At 69.8% G+C, this 22,095-nt stretch carries 16 protein-coding genes; 10 read left to right on the forward strand and 6 right to left on the reverse strand.

The features are described from left to right. The first annotated feature begins 90 nt into the window (after window positions 1-90). The gene (ompR, locus tag LRS14_RS05450; protein ID WP_046111400.1) at window positions 91-825 is read left to right on the forward strand and encodes a two-component system response regulator OmpR; all 735 of its coding nucleotides are present in this window, start codon (window positions 91-93) and stop codon (window positions 823-825) included. Between the two features lie 46 nt (window positions 826-871). Further along, complete coding sequence (locus tag LRS14_RS05455; RefSeq protein ID WP_257798895.1) at window positions 872-2,197, forward strand: sensor histidine kinase; 1,326 nt, start codon at window positions 872-874, stop codon at window positions 2,195-2,197. A 13-nt stretch (window positions 2,198-2,210) separates the two neighbouring features. Here the strand turns inward: LRS14_RS05455 and ispF are convergent, their stop codons facing one another. From ispF to ispD, 3 genes are read right to left on the reverse strand one after another with little or no spacing between them, the layout of a single operon-like run. Continuing rightward, on the reverse strand, window positions 2,211-2,708 hold the full coding sequence (gene ispF / locus LRS14_RS05460) for a 2-C-methyl-D-erythritol 2,4-cyclodiphosphate synthase (RefSeq protein WP_257798896.1): 498 nt from the start codon (window positions 2,706-2,708) through the stop codon (window positions 2,211-2,213). Between the two features lie 55 nt (window positions 2,709-2,763). After that, entirely contained in the window at window positions 2,764-3,510 is a 747-nt protein-coding gene (gene map, locus LRS14_RS05465) for a type I methionyl aminopeptidase (RefSeq protein ID WP_257798897.1), read from the reverse strand. A 9-nt stretch (window positions 3,511-3,519) separates the two neighbouring features. Beyond that, entirely contained in the window at window positions 3,520-4,236 is a 717-nt protein-coding gene (ispD, locus tag LRS14_RS05470; RefSeq protein WP_257798898.1) for a 2-C-methyl-D-erythritol 4-phosphate cytidylyltransferase, read from the reverse strand. Window positions 4,237-4,258: 22 nt separating this feature from the next. Here ispD and mfd point away from each other — a divergent pair, with 22 nt between their 5' ends. Further along, window positions 4,259-7,747: a transcription-repair coupling factor gene (gene mfd / locus LRS14_RS05475; protein WP_257798899.1), complete on the forward strand. Its 3,489-nt coding sequence runs from the start codon at window positions 4,259-4,261 to the stop codon at window positions 7,745-7,747. A gap of 3 nt (window positions 7,748-7,750) precedes the next feature. Here the strand turns inward: mfd and LRS14_RS05480 are convergent, their stop codons facing one another. Continuing rightward, entirely contained in the window at window positions 7,751-8,131 is a 381-nt protein-coding gene (locus tag LRS14_RS05480; RefSeq protein ID WP_046111408.1) for a RidA family protein, read from the reverse strand. A 161-nt stretch (window positions 8,132-8,292) separates the two neighbouring features. Between LRS14_RS05480 and LRS14_RS05485 the strand changes: the two genes are divergently transcribed. Further along, window positions 8,293-9,405, forward strand: coding sequence for a methyl-accepting chemotaxis protein (locus tag LRS14_RS05485; RefSeq protein WP_257798900.1), 1,113 nt, complete (start codon window positions 8,293-8,295; stop codon window positions 9,403-9,405). A gap of 41 nt (window positions 9,406-9,446) precedes the next feature. Next, the gene (serB, locus tag LRS14_RS05490) at window positions 9,447-10,163 is read left to right on the forward strand and encodes a phosphoserine phosphatase SerB (protein WP_257798901.1); all 717 of its coding nucleotides are present in this window, start codon (window positions 9,447-9,449) and stop codon (window positions 10,161-10,163) included. Between the two features lie 12 nt (window positions 10,164-10,175). Here the strand turns inward: serB and LRS14_RS05495 are convergent, their stop codons facing one another. Beyond that, window positions 10,176-11,468, reverse strand: a complete 1,293-nt coding sequence (locus tag LRS14_RS05495; RefSeq protein WP_257798902.1) for a HipA domain-containing protein — start codon at window positions 11,466-11,468, stop codon at window positions 10,176-10,178. Between the two features lie 157 nt (window positions 11,469-11,625). Beyond that, window positions 11,626-15,513 (reverse strand): ATP-dependent RNA helicase HrpA, encoded by a 3,888-nt coding sequence (gene hrpA, locus LRS14_RS05500; protein ID WP_257798903.1) that lies wholly within the window; start codon window positions 15,511-15,513, stop codon window positions 11,626-11,628. Between the two features lie 62 nt (window positions 15,514-15,575). Here hrpA and argA point away from each other — a divergent pair, with 62 nt between their 5' ends. The 5 genes from argA to LRS14_RS05525 all read left to right on the forward strand — a co-directional run bounded on the left by argA (window position 15,576) and on the right by LRS14_RS05525 (window position 22,077). Continuing rightward, window positions 15,576-16,913 (forward strand): amino-acid N-acetyltransferase, encoded by a 1,338-nt coding sequence (argA, locus tag LRS14_RS05505; protein WP_257798904.1) that lies wholly within the window; start codon window positions 15,576-15,578, stop codon window positions 16,911-16,913. Window positions 16,914-16,934: 21 nt separating this feature from the next. Next, the gene (locus tag LRS14_RS05510; RefSeq protein ID WP_046111414.1) at window positions 16,935-17,231 is read left to right on the forward strand and encodes an oxidative damage protection protein; all 297 of its coding nucleotides are present in this window, start codon (window positions 16,935-16,937) and stop codon (window positions 17,229-17,231) included. Between the two features lie 68 nt (window positions 17,232-17,299). Further along, the gene (locus LRS14_RS05515) at window positions 17,300-18,337 is read left to right on the forward strand and encodes a Fe(3+) ABC transporter substrate-binding protein (RefSeq protein ID WP_046111415.1); all 1,038 of its coding nucleotides are present in this window, start codon (window positions 17,300-17,302) and stop codon (window positions 18,335-18,337) included. 56 nt (window positions 18,338-18,393) lie between these two features. Further along, window positions 18,394-18,726 carry an H-NS histone family protein gene (locus tag LRS14_RS05520; protein ID WP_310740804.1) on the forward strand — a complete coding sequence of 111 codons (333 nt, stop codon included), beginning with the start codon at window positions 18,394-18,396 and terminating at the stop codon, window positions 18,724-18,726. Between the two features lie 258 nt (window positions 18,727-18,984). Continuing rightward, a complete protein-coding gene (locus tag LRS14_RS05525; RefSeq protein WP_257798905.1) occupies window positions 18,985-22,077 on the forward strand; it encodes a bifunctional diguanylate cyclase/phosphodiesterase in 3,093 nt (1,030 codons plus the stop codon). The last annotated feature ends 18 nt before the right edge of the window (window positions 22,078-22,095 follow it).

Here is a 22,095-nt window from a genome sequence, read left to right on the forward strand (position 1 = left end):
CCGAAAGACTTGTAACCACGGGTCAGAACAAGGGTTAACCCTTAGTCTTTCCTGCGCACAATGCGCCTGTTACAAGTTTGGAGTCCACATATGAACGCACCCGCAAACACACGGCCGGACCGGATCGTCGTTGTTGATGACGATGCCCGCATTCGTGATTTGCTGCGGCGCTACCTGACGCAGGAAGGTTTCGAGGTGCTGCTGGCCGAAGACGCCAAGGCGCTCAACCGCGTCATCACCCGCGAGACCATTGACCTGATCGTGCTCGACCTGATGCTGCCGGGCGAGGACGGCCTGTCGATCTGCCGCCGCCTGCGCGCGGCCAACGACGTCACGCCCATCATCATGCTCACCGCCAAGGTGGAGGACGTCGACCGCATCGTCGGCCTGGAGGTGGGCGCCGACGACTACCTGCCCAAGCCCTTCAACCCGCGCGAGCTGCTGGCCCGCATCCACGCCGTTCTGCGCCGCCGCCCGGCGATGGAAGCCCCGGGTGCGCCGGCCAAGGAAGCGCAGACCGTCACCTTCGGCCCGTTCGAGTTCGACCTGTCGCTGCGCCGCCTGACCAAGGACGGCGAGCAGATCGCGCTGACCACCGGCGAGTTCTCGATGCTCAAGGCCCTGGTGCGCCACCCGCGCCAGCCGCTGTCGCGCGACAAGCTGGCGCAGCTGGCCCGCGGCCGCGAGTTCGAGCCCTTCGACCGCAGCCTGGACGTGCAGATCAGCCGCCTGCGCAAGATGATCGAGCCCGATCCGGCGCAGCCGCGGTACATCCAGACGGTGTGGGGCGTCGGTTATGTCTTCGTGCCGGACGGCGCAGCCTGATCTTGAGGCGCTTTCTCTTCGCTGACTGCGGGCATCATCGCGCCCGATGAGCAGCCGTCATGTCGCCCTCAGCCTCTTCTGGCGCACCTTCGTCCTGCTGGCCTTGCTGCTGACGGGCGGCATCTTCGCGTGGGTGCAGACCCTGCGCGCGCTCGAATTTGAGCCGCGCGCGGTGCAGGCCGCGCAGCAGATCGCCGCGCTCGTCAACCTGAGCCGCGCGGCGCTGCGCTACTCCGACAGCATCAGCCGCACCTCCATCGTCAAGACCATGGACGACCAGGATGCGCTGCGGGTGCTGCCACGCGAGCCCGGTGACCGCTGGGAGCCTTTCGAGGTCGACCGCTTCACCCGCCGCGTGGGCCAGGAGCTGCACAACCGGCTGGGCGCCGAGACGCTGGTGGCGCGCACCGTCAACGGCCGTGACGGGCTGTGGGTGGGCTTCACCATCGAGAACGACCTGTACTGGCTGCAGGCCGAGTCCACCCGCGTGGTGCCGCTGACGCCGGGCACCTGGTTCGTCTGGGTGGGCATCGCGCTGCTGGCCACGCTGGTGGGTTCGGTGGCCATCGCGCGGCGCATCAACCAGCCCCTGCGCGAGCTGTCGTTCGCGGCCAGCCGCATCCGCGACGGCGAGTTTGATTCGCGGCTGGACGAGAACACCCTGACCAGCGAGATCCGCGAGGTCAACATGGGCTTCAACCGCATGGCGCGTGAGCTGGCCAAGGTGGAGGAAGACCGCGCGATCATGCTGGCCGGCATCAGCCACGACCTGCGCACGCCGCTGGCGCGGCTGCGGCTGGAAGCGGAGATGAGCGTCAACGACGATGAAGCGCGGCGCAACATGGCGATGGACATCGACCAGCTCGACGCCATCATCGACAAGTTCCTGGACTATGCGCGGCCGGGCGATACCCGGCTGGTGCCGGTGCACCTGTCGATGCTGATCGACCGCGAGGCCGCGGGCTTCCGCGACCCGGCGCTGCAGATCACCTCACGGGTGGCCATCGACATCAAGGTGATGGCCGACGAGACCGAACTGGGCCGCGTGTTCCAGAACCTGTTCGAGAACGCGCGCCGCTATGGCCAGACGCCCGGCACCGGCATCACCCGCATCGACGTCAGCTATTCGCGCGCCGGCCCGTGGGTGACGGTGAGCGTGCGCGACCATGGCCGCGGCGTGGCCCCCGAGAAGCTGGCCGAGCTGACCACGCCCTTCTACCGCGGCGACACCGCCCGCACCGCCGCCACCGGCGCCGGCCTGGGCCTGGCCATCGTCGACAAGTCGCTGCAGCGCATGGGCGGCAACCTGGAGCTGGCGAATGCGGCCGAAGGTGGGCTGGTGGCCCATGTGCGGCTCAAGCGCGCACCATGAGCTGAAGCGGGGTTCAGCTCCCCGCTAGAAGCACCACCGCCCGCGCCTCGATGGCGCGGCCTTCGCCCACCGGGCCCATCTTCTCGGCCGTCTTGGCCTTGACGTTCACACGCTCGACCGGAATGCCGAGCGAGGCCGCCACCCGCTCGCGCATCGTGGGAATGTGCGGGGCCATCTTGGGTGCCTGGGCCACGATGGTGGCGTCAACGTTCACCGGCTCCCAGCCGGCGGCGCGCACACGCTTGACGGCCTCGACCAGCAGCGCCACCGAATCGGCGCCCTTGAACGTCGGGTCGGTGTCCGGAAAGTGGCGGCCGATGTCGCCCAGCGCGGCCGCGCCGAACAGCGCGTCGGTGATCGCGTGCAGCAGCGCATCCGCGTCCGAGTGGCCGAGCAGGCCGTGGCTGTGCGGGATGGTCACGCCGCCCAGGATCAGCGGCCGGCCGGTGACCAGCTGGTGGGTGTCCCAGCCTTCGCCGATGCGCAGGGCGGGGATCGCGGGAGTCGTCATGTACGGAAGTCCTGTGGTCCGCGGACAGGCCGCGGCGGTTCATGGGGGCTGCGGCTCAATGCCGCGTGACGACGATGGGCGCGCCGTTCGTCACGATCAGCGTGTGCTCGAACTGCGCCGACAGGTTGCCTGCGCCGCCCGACAGCGTCCAGCCGTCGCCGGTGTCTTCGGCAATGCGGGCGCGGGTCGACAGGAAGGGCTCGATGGTGATCACCATGCCGGCGGCCAGCACGCGCTTCTCGCTCGGGTCGGCAAAGCCGGGGATGAACTCGGGCGACTCATGCAGCGCGCGGCCCACGCCGTGGCTGCCCAGGTTGCGCAGGATGCGGAAGCCCGTCTGCTTCGCCACGCGCTCGATGGTGCGGCCGATGGCGGCCACCGGCCGGCCGGCGCGGGCCTGGCCCAGTGCCTCGTCCAGTGCATGGCGGGCGGCCCAGCACAACCGCGTCTTCACCGGCGTGGTGGGCGGCACCACACGGGTGCCGCCGGTGTCAGCGAAGTAGCCGTCCAGCTCGGCCGAGACGTCGATGTTGACCACGTCGCCCCTGGCGATGCGGCGCGCGCCCGGCAGACCGTGCGCCGCCTCTTCGTTGATGCTGATGCAGGTGGCACCGGGGAAGCCGTAGGTGAGTTGCGGCGCCGAACGCGCACCGGCCGCGGCCAGCAGCCGGGCGCCGATGGCGTCCAGCTCGTCGGTGCGCATGCCGGGCTCGATGGCGTCGAGCATGCTGTGCAGCACGTCGCTCACCAGCGCGCCGGCACGGCGCAGGCCTTCTATGTCGGCTTCGGTTTCAATCGTCATGGGTACTCCCTACAGTGTGTTCAGCAGACGTTCGGCCAGCGTGAAATCGCCCGGCCAGGTGACCTTGAAGTTGGCGGCGTCGCCTACCACCAGCCGCGGCTGCAGCCCCAGCGCCTCGATGGCACCGGCCTCGTCGGTGGGTGCGTCGCCGATGGTGGCCAGCGCCTGGCGCAGCAATCCGATGCGGAACATCTGCGGCGTCTGCGCGGCCCACTTGGCGCTGCGGTCGACGGTGGCGGCCACACGGCCCTGCGCATCGGCCTGCTTGAGCGTGTCGGCCACCGGCAGGGCCAGCAGGCCGCCCACTTCATCGCCCAGGCAGGCGTCGATCAGCCGGTCGACCCACGCCGGCTGCACCAGGCAACGCGCGGCGTCGTGCACCAGCACCCAGTCGTCGGGCTGCGCGCCGCGGTCGGCCAGCACCTGCAGGCCATTGGCCACGGTGGCGGCGCGGCTGGCGCCGCCACAGCGGGCCAGCCATTCGCGGTTCGGCGCACGGCCGAACCAGGGCACGGCAGCTTCGAACAGATCGTCCTCGGCCGACAGCACCACCAGCGTGGCCGACAGGCGCGGCACGGCGGCCAGCGCAGCCAGCGTGTGCGCCACCATGGCCCGGCCAGCCAGCGGCACGTACTGCTTGGGCCCATCGGCGCCCGAGCGTGCACCGACACCGGCGCAGGGAACAAGGGCATGGCAGCGGGGCATCCGCTCGACGGGCTGGGTCATCGAGGCGATTCTAGAATTCGCGATGGCTTCGCCGTCCGTTCCCCTGCCTTCCATCGCGCCTGGCAAGCGCTTCACCCTCCCCCGCCCTCCTGGTTCCGCCGATGCGCTGATGCTGGCGCGCCTGGCCCAGGCCCGTGCCGCCGAAGGCAGGCTGCTGGCCATCGTCACGGCCGAGCCTTCGGACACGCAGCGGCTGGCCGACGAGCTGCCATTCTTCGCGCCCGGCATCCGCGTGGCCGTGTTCCCCGACTGGGAGACGCTGCCCTACGACACCTTCAGCCCGCACCAGGACCTGATCTCGGAGCGCCTGGCCACGCTGTGGCGTCTGTGGAGCCACACGCAAACCGGCAACCAGGCCACCCAGCGCGACGTGGACGTGGTGCTGCTGCCCGCCACCACCGCCCTCACCCGCTTGGCTCCGCCCAGCTTCCTGGCCGGCACCACCTTCCACTTCAAGCAGAAGACGCGGCTCGACGAGGCGCGGCTGAAGTCGCAGCTGACGCTGGCCGGCTACCAGCATGTGAGCCAGGTGGTGTCGCCCGGCGAGTACGCGGTGCGCGGCGGGCTGATCGACCTGTTTCCGATGGGCTCGCTGGTGCCTTACCGGGTCGACCTGTTCGACGACGAGGTGGATTCGATCCGCACCTTCGACCCCGATTCGCAGCGCAGCCTGTACCCGGTGCCCGAGGTGCGGCTGCTGCCGGGCCGCGAGTTCCCGATGGACGAGGCCGCCCGCACCGCCTTCCGCGCCCGCTGGCGCGAGAAGCTGGACGGCGACCCGACCAAGTCGCGCATCTACAAGGACATCGCGGCCGGCATCGCCACCGCGGGCATCGAGTACTACCTGCCGCTGTTCTTCGAGCAGACGGCGTCGATCTTCGAGTATTTCGGCGAGCAGGCCTCGGTGGTGCTGCACGGCACGGTGGATGAATCGATCGAGCGCTTCTGGGCCGACACCCGCGACCGCCACCGCTTCCTGCAGCACGACCCCGAGCGGCCGATCCTGCCGCCCGAGCAGCTGTTCCTCAAGCCGGAAGACTTCTTCGCGCTGACGCATGCGCATCCCACGCTGTCGCTGCGCGGCGTGGAGCCGGTGGACTGGGCGCGGCCGCTGCCCGACGTGAGCGTGAACCGCGGCGCCACCGAGCCGCTGGCCGGCCTGGAAGCGCACCTCAAGAACACGCCGGCTCGCGTGCTGCTGGTGGCCGAGAGCGACGGCCGGCGCGAGAGCCTGCTGGAGCTGCTGCGCGACCACCGCATCGACGTGCCCAGCGTAGGCAGCCTGGCCGAGTTCGAGGCCGGCGACGAGAAGGTGGCCATCGCGGCCGCGCCGCTGGCGCAAGGCTTCCACTGGCACACGCCGGAAGCGTCGATCCAGTTCCTGACCGAGACCGAGCTGTTCTCCACCGCACCCAGCTCGCGCCGGCGCCGCAAGCAGGAGCAGGTCAGCAACGTCGAGGCGCTGATCAAGGACCTGTCCGAGCTGAAGGTCGGCGACCCGGTGGTGCACGTGAACCACGGCATCGGCCGCTACGTGGGCCTGCTCAACATCGACCTGGGCGACGGCGCCAGCGAGTTCCTGCACCTGGAGTACGCCGACAAGGCCACGCTGTACGTGCCGGTGGCGCAGCTGCACCTGATCAGCCGCTACACCGGCGTGAGCGCCGAGGAAGCGCCGCTGCACAAGCTGGGCTCGCCGCAGTGGGACAAGGCCAAGCGCAAGGCCGCCGAGCAGGTGCGCGACACCGCGGCCGAGCTGCTGAACCTGTATGCGCGCCGCGCCGCCCGCGAGGGTCATGCCTTCCGCTTCTCGCCGCACGACTACGAGGCCTTCGCGGCCAGCTTCGGCTTCGAGGAAACGCCCGACCAGCGCGCCGCCATCCATGCGGTGATCCAGGACATGGTGAGCCCGCGGCCGATGGACCGCCTGGTGTGCGGCGACGTGGGCTTCGGCAAGACCGAGGTGGCACTGCGCGCGGCCTTCGTCGCGGTGCTGGGCGGCAAGCAGGTGGCGCTGCTGGCGCCCACCACGCTGCTGGCCGAGCAGCACTTCCAGAACATCGCCGACCGCTTCGGCAAGTGGCCGGTGAAGGTGGCGGAGCTGTCGCGCTTCCGCTCCACCAAGGAGATCAATGCGTCGCTGGAAGGCATCGAGGCCGGCACCATCGACATCGTGATCGGCACCCACAAGCTGCTGAGCCAGAGCGTGAAGTTCAAGCGCCTGGGGCTGCTGATCATCGACGAGGAGCACCGCTTCGGCGTGCGCCACAAGGAAGCCATCAAGGCCATGCGCGCCGAGGTGGACGTGCTCACGCTCACTGCCACGCCCATCCCGCGCACCCTGGGCATGGCGCTGGAAGGCCTGCGCGACCTGAGCGTGATCGCCACCGCGCCGCAGCGCCGGCTGGCCATCAAGACCTTCGTGCGCACCGAGACCACCGGCGTCATCCGCGAGGCAGTGCTGCGGGAGCTGAAGCGCGGTGGCCAGGTCTACTTCCTGCACAACGAGGTGGACACCATCCGCGCCCGCGCTGCCAAGCTGGAGGAGCTGCTGCCCGAAGCCCGCATCGCGATCGCCCACGGCCAGATGCCCGAGCGCGAGCTGGAACACGTGATGCGCGACTTCGTGGCCCAGCGCTTCAACGTGCTGCTGTGCTCCACCATCATCGAGACCGGCATCGACGTGCCCTCGGCCAACACCATCATCATGAGCCGCGCCGACAAGTTCGGCCTGGCGCAGCTGCACCAGCTGCGCGGCCGCGTGGGCCGCAGCCACCACCAGGCCTATGCCTACCTGCTGGTGCCCGACGTGGAGGCGCTGACCAAGCAGGCCGCGCAGCGGCTGGAGGCCATCCAGCAGATGGAGGAACTGGGCTCCGGCTTCTACCTGGCCATGCACGACCTGGAGATCCGCGGCGCCGGCGAGGTGCTGGGCGACAACCAGAGCGGCAACATGATGGAAGTGGGTTTCCAGCTCTACAACGACATGCTTGGCGAGGCGGTGCGCTCGCTCAAGAGCGGCAAGGAGCCCGACCTGCTGAGCCCGCTGGGCGGCGTGTTCGGCGCGGCCACCGAGATCAACCTGCATGCGCCCGCCCTGCTGCCCGACAGCTATTGCGGCGACGTGCACACGCGGCTGAACCTCTACAAGCGGCTGGCCACGGCCACCACGCCGGCGCAGATCGACACGCTGCTGGAGGAAATCACCGACCGCTTCGGCAAGCTGCCGGCGCAGGGCCAGACGCTGTTCGACACCCACCGCCTGCGGGTGCTGGCGCGGCCCTATGGCGTGAGCAAGATCGACGCGGCGCCGCGGCTGATGGTGGTGAGCTTCCGCCCCAACCCGCCGGTGGACGCGATGAAGATCATCGAGCTGGTGCAGAAAAACCGGCACATCAAGCTGGCCGGCAACGACAAGCTGCGCATCGAACGCGACACGCCCGAGGTCAAGGACCGCGTGCAGCTGATCCGCGACGTGCTGCGCTCACTGGGGCAGCCGAAGGAAGCTTGAGGGCTAGGCTGGACCGATGCTGGCGTAGGCGACGATCTCGATCTTCATGCCTGGCACCACCAGGCCCGACACGCCCATGCTGGAGCGGTTGGGATACGGTGCCTCGAAGAACTCGCGGTACACCGCGTCGATGGCCTTCATGTCCTGCACGTCGGTCATGTAGATCAGCACCTGCGTCACATCGGCCAGCGTGCCACCGGCCGCCTGCACCGCCTGCCGCAGGTTGGCGAAGGTGAGCCTCGCCTGGTCCTCGATCGGGCCGGTGTCGATGCTGCCGTCGGGCCGCACCGGGCCGTGCGCGGTGAACAGCAGCCCCTGGGCCTGGGTGGCCCACGAAAATGGTTGATTCAGCGCCGGCAGGCCGACATCTATCACTTTTTTCATCTGGCGATCCGTGTTCCTGAGCTTGCCACTCTAATCGTCGCCGGCACGGCCGCCGGCGGCCCGCGGTGCCTTCAGCGGCTGGGCGGGCGCGTCGATATGGCTGCACGGCCGGCCCGGTGCTGTGGTAGTTCGGGCAGCGGTTCGATGCAGGAGACACGGTCATGGATTGGGTGCGCAAGGTCAGCCTCGTGAAGAGGACGACGATCGGCTTTGGACTGGCCGGGGCCGCCCTGGCCGGCATCGGCGGATCGGCCGCCCACCAACTCCACGGGCTGGGCGCCGTTGGCGCCGCGTGGTCGATCGGCATCGGCACGGCCGCCGCGCTGGGCGTCATCACCATCGCCGCAATGCTCATCCGCGGCAGCATCAAGCGCTCGGTGGAAGACACGGTGCAGGCCGTCATCCGCATTGCCGGCGGCGACCTGGAGACCAAGATCGAGTCGCCGGGCAAGGACGAAGTCTCCTGGCTGCGGTACGAGCTTAACAGCATGCGCAAGAAGCTGCGCGCCATGGTGCTGGAAGTGCGCGGCAGCGTGGAGATGGTGAAGAACGCCTCGGACGAGATCGCCAACGGCAATGCCGACCTGTCGGCCCGCACCGAGAGCCAGGCCTCGGCAGTGCAGCAGACCGCCAGTTCGATGGACGAGCTGGCCGCCACGGTGCGCACCAATGCCAGCAATGCCGAGGAAGCCAACCGCGTGGTGCTGGAATCCAGCAACGTGGCCACCCGCGGCGAGCAGCTGATGCGCGACGTGGAAGGCCGCATGGGCGAGATCAATGCCAGCGCGGCGCGCATCGCCGACATCATCGGCGTGATCGACGGCATCGCCTTCCAGACCAACATCCTCGCGTTGAATGCCGCGGTGGAAGCGGCGCGGGCCGGCGAGCAGGGCCGCGGCTTCGCGGTCGTGGCCGGCGAAGTGCGCAGCCTGGCGCAGCGCAGCGCCACAGCGGCGCGCGAGATCAAGACGCTGATCGGCGACTCCACCGAGAAGATCGGCGCCGGCTCGGCGCTGGTCGACCAGGCGGGCAGGACGATGCGCGAGCTGCTGGAGCGGGTGACGCATGCGTCGTCGCTGATGAGCGCCATCTCGCATGCCGGGCAGGAGCAGAGCCTGGGCATCGGCCAGGTGCATGAGGCGCTGGCCCAGATCGACGGCGTGACGCAGCAGAACTCCGCGCTGGTGGAGCAGGTGTCGGCCGCCGCGCAGTCGCTCAAGGGTGAATCGGACAAGCTCAAGGGCGCGATGAGCGGCTTCCGCGTGGTGGGCTGAAGCTGCGCACCTAGAATTCCGGGCTTTGCGCGGCCCACCGAATGACTGCACCCGACTCCGCTGACGGCCTGGTGATCCAGGGTTTCACACCCCCGCTGGCGCTGGCCGATTTCCGGCTGATCGCGTTCGACATGGATTCGACGCTGATCAACATCGAGTGCATCGACGAGATCGCCGATGCCGCCGGCCGCAAGGCCGAGGTGGCCGCCATCACCGAAGCCGCGATGCGCGGCGAGATCACCGACTTCAAGGACAGCCTGCGCCGCCGCGTCGCGCTGCTGGCCGGCGTGCCGGCCACCGCGCTGCAGGCGGTGCTGGACGAGCGGCTGCGCCTGAACCCGGGCGCCGACGTGCTGCTGCGCACCTGCCGCGAGGCCGGGCTGAAGACGCTGCTGGTGTCCGGCGGCTTCACCTTCTTTGCCGACGCGGTGCGCGAGCGGCTGCAGATCGACGCCGCGCGCAGCAATGTGCTGGAGGTGGTGGACGGCCACCTCACCGGCCGCCTGGTCGACCAGCCCTGGGGCGACATCTGCGACGGCGAGGAGAAGAAGCGCACCCTGCTGGCGATGTGCGCGGAGCACGGCTTCGAGCCGCGCCAGGCCATCGCCGTGGGCGACGGTGCCAACGACCTGCCGATGATGGGCGCGGCCGGCCTGTCGGTGGCCTATCACGCCAAGCCCAAGGTGCGGGCGCAAGCGATGGTGTCGATCAACGAAGGCGGGCTGGACCGGCTGCTGGAAGTGGTGCGGCCGACCTGACCCGGGCTGCGCTCAGCGCAGGCGCTGCGCCATCGCCTGCGCGGTGCGGCGCAGCGGCCGCGAGGCCGCGGGCAGGTCGGCCAGCCGCTGCCAGAACTGCAGCGCCGGGGCGCGGGCCGGTGAGCCCATGGCCAGCTCGTCGGGGCTGAACGGCTCGATGTCGACCAGGCCGATCGCCGCATCGGGCCGCCAGCGCATCGGCAGCATGTCGTACACCGGCGCCAGGCCGGCAAAGCGGCCGCCCGGCACGCCCTGCGGCTGCACCACCAGGCTCAGGTTGCCGAAGTGCATGTCGGTGTTGCCGATCAGGCGGCCGAAATGCAGCAGCGCCTCGGCCTGCATGCCGGCACCGGCCGGCAGCCGCCGCTGGCGCTCCAGCGCATGGCAGGTGGCGCCCCAGTGCTGGCGGCCGCCGGCCACGAAGGCATCGTGCACCGCGTCCAGCGGCACCACATGCAGCCGGCCACCACCCGGCAGGCGGTCGAAACGCCGAGATACCAGGAAGGCACGCCGGCCCGTCTCGACCACTTCGCTGGCGGCCACTGGCACGCCCCAGTCGGCCAGCACCTGCAGCGCCAGTGCCTCGGCCTGCAGCAGGTCGCGCCAGCGATCGCCGAAGGGTGTGGCCAGCGGCGGCGTGAACTTGACGATGAGGGGATGACCGGCTTCTTCATGGGTGAGGAACTTGGCCTGTTCGCCGCCGGCGGAAGACCCGGCCGGCAGCGTGGCCGCCACCGCATCCGCCAGGGCATCCAGGTCGGGCGACACGCCGGGTTGCGGCACCGGCGCCCTGCCCGCGGCCGGCGGCTCGCCCAGCACGATGGCGCCGGGGGCATCATGCAGCGTGAGCGCGGTGGCCAGCACCTGCTCGAGCGACCAGCGCTCGGGGTTGGCATCGAGCCCGCGCACCGCCCACTGCCGGGCCAGCACGCGGCCAAGGAAACCCTGCGCACGCAGCGGCGCCAGGAACCACGGCAACCCGGCCTGCGTCAGGCTGTCCACGCCCTCGGCCTGTACGTGCACCCGGTCCCCCTGCAGGAAGCTGAGCCGGCCCCAGCGCTGCACCTGCCCGTCAGGCAGCACCCACAGCAGCGGCTGCACCGCCGGCGCGCCCAGCAGCGGCTGCGGCAGCCCATAACGCGTCTGCCGCCCGCTGCCCAGGGCCACCACCTCGGACGACAGCCCACGCAGCAGCCGCGACAGCGTCGGCTGGCTGCGCCCGGTGGCCGCCTGCAGCTGCGCCGAGCTGGCCACGCCGAGCTGCTTCAGCGTCGACAGAAGTTCAAACTGCAGGGGCGTCTCCATGGCCGCATGCTACACCTGCACCGCCACGAGTCGACTGGCGAATGGATGACAAACGAATCGCAGATGAATCGAAGATGAATAGAAAAAGAATAGCTGATCATCCAGGCACAGCCATGGCTCGGGCGATGGCGAGCGTCTGCCACGACGAACCGGGTCGTCAGCTGCTGAGCTGCGCCCAGGCCTTGTCCAGCCGCTTGGCGCTCACCGGTTGCGGCGTGCGCAGCTCCTGCGCGAAGAGGCTCACCCGCAGCTCCTCCAGCAGCCAGCGGTATTCGTTCAGCCGCGCATCGGCCGTGCCCTTCAACTCGGCGATGCGGCGGATGTAGCGCTGCTCCAGCGGGCGCAGCTCCGCCAGGCGCTGGGCATCGCGCGCGGGGTCGGCGCGCAGCTTGTCCAGCCGCAGCACCACCGCCTTCAGGTAGCGCGGCAGGTGGGCCAGCGCGGCCCAGGGCGTGTCCAGCAGGAAGCGCTTGCCCACCAGCCGCTGAAGCTGCGCGGTGACATCGTCGGCCACCTCCTTGGGCGCGCGGCTGTCCTTCAGCTTGCGCAGCGCCGCGGCATGCTCGACGAGCACGGTGCCGGCCATGCGCGCCACCTCCTGCGCGATCAGGTTCAGCCGCGCCCGGCCTTCGTCGATGCGCGCCTGGAAGGCGCGTGCATCGGTGGGCAGCGGGTCGGCCAGGAAGGCCCGGTCCAGCGCCACGTCGATGATCTGGTCGCGCAGTTCCTCCTGCGTGCCCAGCGGCATGAACCACACCGCCATCTGCCGCAGGTCGGGGATGTTCTTCTCCAGGTACTTCAGCGGCTCCTTGATGGCCAGCGCCACCAGCCGGCGCAGGCCGGCGCGGTGCCTGGCGGCGGCCACGTCGGGCTCGTCGAACACCTCGATCTCGACATGCGTGCGCTTGTCGATCAACGCTGGAAAGCCCACCAGCGTCTGGCCCGCCTTGCGGATCTCCATCAGCTCGGGCAGCTCGCCGAAGGTCCAGGCGGTGTAGGCCGCGGCGGGCTTGTTTTCGGCCGGCGCGGCGGGCCGGCCGTCGCCGGCAGGCGCGGGCACGCGCTGGGCCCCCTTGCCTGCCGGCGCCGAAGCCGGCTCGGCCGCGGCGGCGTTGCCCAGCTTCAACCCCGCCAGCGCCTGGAAGGCCGAGCGCGCCTGGCCGCCCAGCTCCGCCTTCAGCGAAGCGAGGTTGCGGCCCATGCCCAGCTGGCGGCCATGCTCGTCCACCACGCGGAAGTTCATGAACAGGTGGGCCGGCAGCGTTTCCAGCTTGAAGTCGTTGCGCTGCACGGCCAGCTGCGTGCGGTCGCGCACCGCCTTCAGCAGCACGTCCATCAGGCTGCCCTGCGCGAACGGCACGGTCGCGACGAACTCGGCCGCATAGTCGGGCAGCGGCACCAGGCGCGAACGCGGGCGCTGGTGCAGGCTCTTCACCAGCGCCAGCACCTTGTCCTTCAGCATGCCGGGCACCAGCCATTCACAGCGCTCGTCGCTCACCTGGTTGAGCGCATAGATGGGCACGGTCACGGTCACGCCGTCCTTGGCGTCGCCGGGGTCGTGCAGGTAGGTGGCCGCGCAGTCCACGCCGCCCAGCCGCACCACCTTCGGGAATGCCGAGGTGGTGATGCCGGCGGCCTCGTGGCGCATCAGCTCGTCGCGGGTGAGCTTGAGCAGTTCGGGCTGCTCCTTCGCGGCATGGCGGTACCAGCGCTCCAGCGCCGGGCCGCTGGTCACGTCGGCGGGCAGCTGCTGGTCGTAGAAGGCGAAGATCAGGTCGTCGTCCACCAGCACGTCCTGCCGCCGGGCCTTGTGTTCCAGCTCCTGCACCTGGCGGATCAGCTTGCGGTTGTGCGCCAGGAAGGGCAGCCGCGTGTCCCACTCGTCCTGCACCAGCCCTTCGCGGATGAAGATCTCGCGCGCGCCGGCCGGGTCCACCGCTGCATAGTTCACCCGCCGGTTGTTGTAGACGACGATGCCGTACAGCGTGGCCCGCTCCAGCGCCACCACCTCGCCGGCCTTCTTTTCCCAGTGCGGCTCCAGCAGCTGCTTCTTCAGTAGGTGGCCGGCGATGCGCTCGATCCACTGGGGCTCGATGGCGGCCAGGCCACGGCCGAACAGCCGCGTGGTTTCCACCAGCTCCGCGGCCACCAGCCAGCGGCCCGGCTTCTTGCTCAGGTGCGCGCCGGGATGCTTCCAGAACTTGATGCCGCGCGCGCCCAGGTACCAGTCGTCCTCTTCGCTCTTCAGGCCGATGTTGCCCAGCAGGCCGGCCAGCATCGCCATGTGCACCTGCTCGTAGGTGGCCGGCTGGGTGTTCTGGCGCCAGCCGTGCTCGCGCACCACCGTCAGCAGCTGCGAATGGATGTCGCGCCACTCGCGCACCCGCCGCGGCGAGACGAAGCTCTCGCGCAGCCGCTGCTCCTGCTGGCGGTTGCTCAGCTTGGGCGTGTCCACCGGCGCCTCGCTGCCCGCATGGCCATGCACGCCGCGGCCCTGCTCGATCCAGTGCCACAGCTTCAGGTAGCCCATGAATTCCGACTTCTCGTCGTCGAACTTCCTGTGCTTCTCGTCGGCGGCCTGCGCGGCTTCCAGCGGCCGGTCGCGCACGTCCTGGCCGCTGAGCGCGCTGGCGATCACCAGCACCTCGGCCAGCGAACCGCGCTCGCGCGCCTCGAGGATCATCCGGCCCACGCGCGGGTCCAGCGGCAGGCGCGACAGCTCCTGGCCAATGGGCGTGAGCGCGTTGTCGTCGTCCACCGCGCCCAGCTCGCCCAGCAGCGCATAACCGTCGGCGATGGCCTTGCGAGGCGGCGCTTCGAGGAACGGAAAGTCCTCCACGTCGCCCAGCTTGAGGGACTTCATGCGCAGGATCACGCCAGCCAGCGACGAGCGCAGGATCTCGGGGTCGGTGAAGCGCGGGCGGGCCGTGAAGTCGGCCTCGTCGTACAGGCGGATGCACACGCCATCGGCCACGCGGCCGCAGCGGCCGGCGCGCTGGTTGGCCGCGGCCTGGCTCACCGGCTCGATCTGCAGCTGCTCGACCTTGTTGCGGTAGCTGTAGCGCTTGACGCGCGCCAGGCCGGCGTCGATCACGAAGCGGATACCGGGCACCGTCAGCGAGGTCTCGGCCACGTTGGTGGCCAGCACGATGCGCGGCGCGCCACCGGTGGAGAACACCCGGTCCTGCTCCTGCTGCGACAGCCTTGCGAACAGCGGCAGGATGTCGGCGTGCCGGTGCGCCGGCTGGTGCGCCAGGTGCTTGCGCAGGTGGTCGGCCGCCTCGCGGATTTCACGCTCGCCGGGCAGGAAGACGAGGATGTCGCCGCCGATGCGGCCCGACCAGAGTTCGTCCACCGCATCGACGATGGCGTCGTTCAGGCCGTATTCGCGGCTTTCCTCGAAGGGGCGCCAGCGTTGTTCCACCGGGAACAACCGGCCGGACACCATGATGACCGGGGCCGGGCCATTCCTGCCCGCGAAGTGGTTCGCAAACCGCTCCGCATCGATGGTGGCCGAGGTGACGATGATCTTCAGGTCGGGCCGGCGCGGCAGGATCTGCCGCAGGTGGCCGAGCAGGAAGTCGATGTTCAGGCTGCGCTCGTGCGCCTCGTCGATGATCAGCGTGTCATAGCCGCGCAGCACCGGGTCGGTCTGCGTCTCGGCCAGCAGGATGCCGTCGGTCATCAGCTTGACGCTGGCGCCCGGCTGCAGCCGGTCCTGGAAGCGCACCTTGTAGCCCACCACCTCGCCCAGCGGGGTCTTCAGCTCCTCGGCGATGCGCTTGGCCACGCTGCTGGCCGCGATGCGCCGCGGCTGGGTGTGGCCGATCAGCTTGCCGCCGTTGATCCTGCCGCGGCCCAGCTCCAGCACGATCTTGGGCAGCTGGGTGGTCTTGCCGGAGCCGGTCTCGCCGCAGACGATGACCACCTGGTGCTCGGCGATCAGGCGCGCGATCTCCTCGCGTCGCGCCGAAACCGGCAGGGATTCTGGAAATTCGATGGCCAGCGCGGCGACGCCGGCGGCAGGGGTGGGGGCTGAACTCACGGGGCGCGGATTATGACGAGGTGCCCTGCGGCACAATGCCCGGCCCCGAAAGCCGTACGTCGATGAACCTCATATTCCCCCAAACCTTCGTGCCCTGGTTTCGCTCGGTAGCGCCGTACATCCACGCCTACCGCGGCAAGACCTTCGTGGTGGCCATGGCGGGCGAGGGCATTGCCGCCGGCAAGCTGAGTGCCTTCGCGCAAGACCTGGCCATCCTGCAGGCCATGGGCATCAAGCTGGTCTTGGTGCACGGCTTCCGCCCGCAGGTCAGCGAGCAGCTGCGCGCCAAGGGCCACCCCGAGCGATTCAGCCACGGCCTGCGCATCACGGACGCGCCGGCGCTGGACGCCGCGCAGGAGGCCGCCGGCCAGCTGCGCTTCGAGATCGAGGCGGCGTTCTCCCAGGGCCTGCCGAACACGCCGATGGCCAATGCCACGGTGCGGGTGGTGTCGGGCAACTTCCTCACCGCGCGGCCGGTCGGCATCGTCGACGGCGTGGACTTCATGCACAGCGGCATCGTGCGCAAGGTGGATGCGATCACCATACGCCGCACCATCGACAGCGGCGCGGTGGTGCTGCTGTCGCCGTTCGGCTTCTCGCCCACCGGCGAGGCCTTCAACCTGACGATGGAAGACGTGGCCACCTCCACCGCCATCGCGCTGCAGGCCGACAAGCTGATGTTCATGACCGAGGTGCCGGGTATCCGCGAAAAGCAGGACGACCCGGAAAGCGACATCGATACCGAACTGGCGCTGGCCGACGCCGAAAAACTGCTGGCGGTTTTGCCGGCCACCAAACCGACCGAGCCGGGCTTTTACCTGCGCCACTGCGTCAAGGCCTGCCGCGAAGGCGTCGAGCGCTCGCACATCCTGCCCTACAGCCAGGACGGCGCGCTGCTGATGGAGGTTTATACCCACGACGGCATCGGCACCATGGTGGTGGACGAAAAACTCGAGAGCCTGCGTGAAGCCACCGCAGACGACGTCGGCGGTATCCTGCAGCTGATCGAACCCTTCGAGCGCGACGGCACCCTGGTGCGCCGCGAACGCACCTCCATCGAGCGGGATATCGCCAACTACACCGTGATCGAGCACGACGGCGTGATCTTCGGTTGCGCGGCGCTGTATCCGTATCCCGAGGCCGGCACTGCGGAAATGGCGGCACTCACCATCAGCCCGCAGGTGCAAAGCCAGGGCGATGGCGAGCGCATCCTCAAGCGGGTGGAGCAGCGCGCCAAATCGATGGGGCTGGCCAGCATTTTCGTGCTTACCACGCGCACGATGCACTGGTTCATCAAGCGTGGTTTCCAGCCGGTGGATCCGGATTGGCTGCCCGAGGCGCGCAAGCGCAAATACAACTGGGACCGGCGCTCGCAAGTGCTGGTCAAGCACCTTCAGTAACCCTTTGCCCGGAGAACCCCGATGACCCGCACCGTCCAATGCATCTACCTGAAGAAGGAAGCCGAGGGTTTGAGCTTCGCGCCCTATCCGGGCGAGCTCGGCAAGCGCATCTACGACAACGTCAGCAAGGAAGCTTTCGAGGCCTGGAAGAAGCACCAGACGATGCTGGTCAACGAAAACCGGCTCAATCTGGCCGATGCCCGCGCCCGCCAATACCTGGCGCGCCAGATGGAGCGCTTCTTCTTCGGCGAAGGCGCCGAGCAGCCCACCGGCTACGTGCCGCCGAGCGATCCGCAAGCCCCCGGCAACGCCAGTTGATTAACGCGAATCATTCTCGATAGCTTCTATACTGGCTCCGTCTTCGACTGATCCCGCTGAGGAGCCCCATGTCCCTATCGAGAGTGTTCCTGGCCGCGGCCGCCGTGGCCGCGCTGCAGGCGCCCGCCCATGCGCAGGAGCAGGTGCTCAACCTGTACTCCGCCCGTCACTACCAGACCGACGAGGCGCTCTACGCCAACTTCACCAAGGCGACGGGCATCCGCATCAACCGCGTCGACGGCGACGACTCCGGCATCCTCTCCCGCCTGAAGAGCGAGGGCGCCAGCAGCCCCGCCGACGTGATCCTGCTGGTGGACGCCGCCCGCCTGTGGCGCGCCGAAACCGACGGCCTGTTCCAGCCGGTCAAGAGCAGCACGCTCGACAGCCGCATCCCTGCCAACCTGCGCGGCAAGGACACCGGCAACGGCGCCCAGTGGTTCGGCATGTCCACCCGCGCCCGCGTCATCATCTACAACAAGATCAAGGTCAAGCCGGCCGACGTGGCCACCTACGAGTCGCTGGCCGACCCGAAGAACAAGGGCAAGATCTGCACGCGCTCCGGCTCGCATCCCTACAACCTGTCGCTGTTCGGCGCCATGGTGGAGCACATGGGCCCGGAAAAGGCCGAGGCCTGGCTGCAGGGCGTCAAGGACAATCTGGCGCGCGATCCCAAGGGCGGTGATACCGACCAGATCAAGGCCGTGGCCGCCGGCGAATGCGACATCGCCATCAGCAACAGCTACTACTTCGCACGCATGATGCGTTCGACCAAGCCGGAAGACCGCGCCGTGGTTGAAAAGGTGGCCGTGGTGTTCCCCAACCAGCAAAGCTGGGGCACGCACCTGAACATCGCCGGTGCCGGCGTTGCGAAATACGCACCCCACCGTGAAGCCGCGGTGAAGTTCCTTGAATATCTGTCCAGCGACGAAGCCCAGATCTACTTCGCCAACGGCAATAACGAATGGCCGGCGGTGGCCAGCGTGAAACCGTCCAATCCTGCGCTGGAATCGCTGGGCACATTCAAGTCTGAAACCATCCCCGTGTCGGCCGTTGGCGTCAACCAGGGCAAGGTGCAGCAAATGCTCGACAGGGTGGGTTTCAAGTAAGCCGCTTTCCCTTCGGTCGTCTTCTCGCGGGCACGCGGCGATGATATATTCGCCGCGTGCCCGAATTGTCTGAGGAGACCCGATTGGCAACGCTGCAAGAACTCCTGGCCCAGAAAGCATCGCTCGAAAAGCAGATTGCTGAAACGCAACGCGAGGAGCGTGCAAACGCCATCGCCAAGGTCAAGTCGATCATGTCCGAACACGGGCTGACGCTGGCCGATCTTTCCCAACGCGCCGCCCCTCCCCGCGCCGAAGGCACGCCCAAGAAAGTGGCAGCCAAATACCGCAACGGTGATACCGGCGAAACATGGTCGGGCCGTGGCCTGCAACCCAAATGGCTGAAGGCCGCCCTGGCCGAAGGCAAGCAGCTTTCCGATTTCGCCATCTGATCGCCGCGCCGGCTCCTTTGGCGGCGCCGGCGCCACACTTGCCAGACAAACTCCACATCTGGTTGCGCTGCCCCCACGGCAGGTTCTAGCATCCGGTAGCGCGCACCGCGCGTGTTATGTCGCCGCACGCGTTGTTGTGGTGCTTCGTGTCCTCGCTACCGCCCCCTCCTCTCCTGCCGCCACCGCTGCCGCCGACGCTCCGGCGGCCACGCCTTTGCCGCCCGGCCCGACGCCGGCGTGCTGGGGCGGGCGGTCCTGGTGGCCGGCCTGTGCGCCGCGCTCGGCCTGCTGGCCCTGCGCCACGGCCGCATCGACGAGGGGCCCGCCCTGCTTTGGCTGCCCGCCGGCATCGCGCTGGGCGCGTTGCTGTCCTGGGGCCGGTCGATGGCCGGGGCCGTGGCGGCGGGGCTGCTCGCCGCCCACCTGCTGGCCGGCGAGTCACCCACCAGCGCCCTGCTGCTGGCCGCCGGTGAAACCGCGGCACCCTGGCTGGGCGCGGCCTGGCTGTCGCGCCAGCGGTTCCAGGCCGGCATGCCCGGCGTGCGCGATGCGCGGCTGCTGAGCGCCGCGGTAGTGGGCAGCGCGGCGCTGGCCGCCGCCTGGCATGCGCTGATGTGGGCCGTGCACGGCGATGACTCCCTGTCCGCCCTGGCGGCCGGCTACCTGGCCGGCATGGGCGCGGCCGCGGGCGGTTTGCTGGGCTGCCTGCCGTGGCTGGGCCGCGGCAGCCGCCTGCCGTCGGCCAGCCGCCCGCAGCCGCCCGCGGTCGATCCGGCCGGCCCCTCCACGCTGGCACCCTCCGGTTCTCCAGCCCACGCCACGGCCAGCACCGCCCCGATGACTGCGGCGGTGGCGGCGCCGGAGCCGGGCACGGTGGGCCTGGCCGGCTCCTGCCTGCTGGCGGTGGCCACGCTGGCCGCCGGCTGGGGCGCCTGGCTGGGCACCGCGCCGCTGTCGGCCGCGCAGGCCTCCCTGGTGTTCATGCCGCCGGTGCTGCTGGCCTGGATGGCGGCGCGCGGCGCCGGCCGCTGGGCCTCGGCGACCCTGGGCGTGCTGGCCATCGGCGCACTGCTCACGCTGGAAGCAGGCCACGGCCCTTTCGGCAGCCGGGGCGACCGCGGCCATGCGCTGCTGCTGCTGTGGGGTTACCTGGCCTGCTGCGGACTGCTGGTGCTCATCGTGCAGAGCGGTGCGGCCGAGCTGCGCCGCGTCAAGAGCCGCTGGCGCCTGGCGCTGGAGGCCGCGGACGTCGGCGTGGCCGACTGGGACCTGACCACCGGACGCGGCGTGCATTCGCCACGCTGGCAGGCGCTGCTGGGCACGGCCGATGCCGCCGGCCCCTCCAGCCTGCCGCCGCCCCAGGCCTGGCTGGCGCAGGTGCATGCCGACGACCGCAACCGCGAGCGCGAGGCGCTGCAGCGCCTGCACAGCCCGGGCGAGGACGCCTACCGCCACGACCTGCGCCTGAAGACCGCCACCGGCTGGGGCTGGTTCCATGTGCAGATGCTGGTGGCCGAGCGCGACGGCCGCGGCGCCCCCAGCCGCCTGATCGCCACGCTGGCCGACATCGGCGACCGCCGCGCCAACGAGGAGCGACAGCGCCTGTCCGCCCGTCTGTTCCAGCACCTGCACGAAGGCCTGCTGATCACCGACGCCGACCTGCGGGTGCTGGACGTCAACCCGACGTACTCGCAGATCATGGGCGTCTCGCGTCATGAGCTGCTGGGCACGGTGCCACCGCTGCTGGCCGCCGCCCGCGCCGGCACGCCCAGCGGCGACCCTGCCGCGGCCGCCACCCACGGCAGCATGTGGGCCAGCCTGCGTGCCACCGGCACCTGGCGCGGCGAGGTGGTGGACCGCCGCCGCAATGGCGACCCCTGCGCGCTGCAGGTCACCATCACCGCGGTGCTGGGTCCCGACAGCCAGCCGCGCTACCACGTGCTGGTGATCTCCGACATCACCGAGCAGCACCTGCAGCGCCAGCGGCTGGAGCGCCAGGCGCTGTTCGACGAGCTGACGCGCCTGCCCAACCGCGCGCGGCTGGCGCAGATGCTGGCGGATGCCATGGCGTCGGCCGACCGCGAGGGCACGCTGCTGGCCGTGTGCTACCTCGACCTGGACCACTTCAAGCCAGTCAACGACCGCTTCGGCCATGCGGCGGGCGACCGGCTGCTGGTGGAGCTGGCGCACCGGCTGCGCGGCGCCCTGCGCAGCAATGCCGCCTGGTCCGATGCCGCGGCGCGCCTGGGCGGCGACGAGTTCGTGCTGCTGCTGCGCGCCGGCACGCTGGACGAGGCCCGGCTGGCGGTGGAGCGCGTGCTGCGCGTCATCTCGCAGCCCTATGCCATCGAGCCCGGCGCCGAACCGGTCACCGTCACCGCCAGCGTGGGCGCCACCGTCTACCCGCTGGACCGCAGCGATGCCGACACCCTGCTGCGCCATGCCGACCACGCGATGTACGGTGCCAAGCAGTCAGGCCGCAACGGCTACAGCTTCTTCGACCCCGAGCACAGCCGCCGCACCGAGGAACGCGTGATGGCCATCGGCCGCGTGCAGGAGGCGCTGGACAACTACGAACTGGAGCTGTACTACCAGCCCAAGGTCGACATGCGCCGCGGCACGGTGCTGGGCATGGAGGCACTGCTGCGCTGGAACCATCCCGAGCACGGCGTCATCTCCCCGGCGCAGTTCCTGCCGCTGATCGAGCACACCGGCCTGTCGGCCCGCGTGGGCGACTGGGTGCTGGGCCAGGCGCTGGAGCAGCTGGCCCGCTGGCAGCGCCAGGGGCTGGACCTGTCGGTCAGCGTCAACGTCTCGGCCCGCCACCTGCAGGAGGCCGACTTCGCCCAGCGCCTGGCCGAGATGCTGGCCCGCCATGCCCGGCCGCTGGGCGAGCGGCTGGAACTGGAGGTGCTGGAGACGGCCGCGCTGGCCGACATCGACTACACCTCCGCCCTGCTGGAGCGCTGCCGCCGATTGGGCGTGCGCTTCTCGCTGGACGATTTCGGCACCGGCTACTCCACCCTCACCTACCTCAAGCGGCTGCCGGTGGACGTGTTGAAGATCGACCGATCCTTCGTGCGCAACATGCTGGACGACCGGCAGGACCTGGCCATCGTGGAAGGCGTGATCGGCCTGGCCCGCACCTTCGGCTGCAGCGTGGTGGCCGAAGGCGTGGAAATGCCGGCGCAGGCGCGGCTGCTGATCGACATGGGCTGCGACATCGGCCAGGGCCATGGCATCGCCAGCCCGATGCGCGCGCCCGCCGTGCTGGCCTGGGTGACCGCCTACCGCGGCCTGTTCACCGTGGCGCCGGCCGCCGAGGGCCCGCCGCCGCCGCAGGTGGCCTGACCGGACGCCTCGCTAGAC

Source organism: Aquincola sp. J276, from assembly GCF_024700035.1.
Lineage (GTDB): Bacteria > Pseudomonadota > Gammaproteobacteria > Burkholderiales > Burkholderiaceae_C > Aquincola > Aquincola tertiaricarbonis.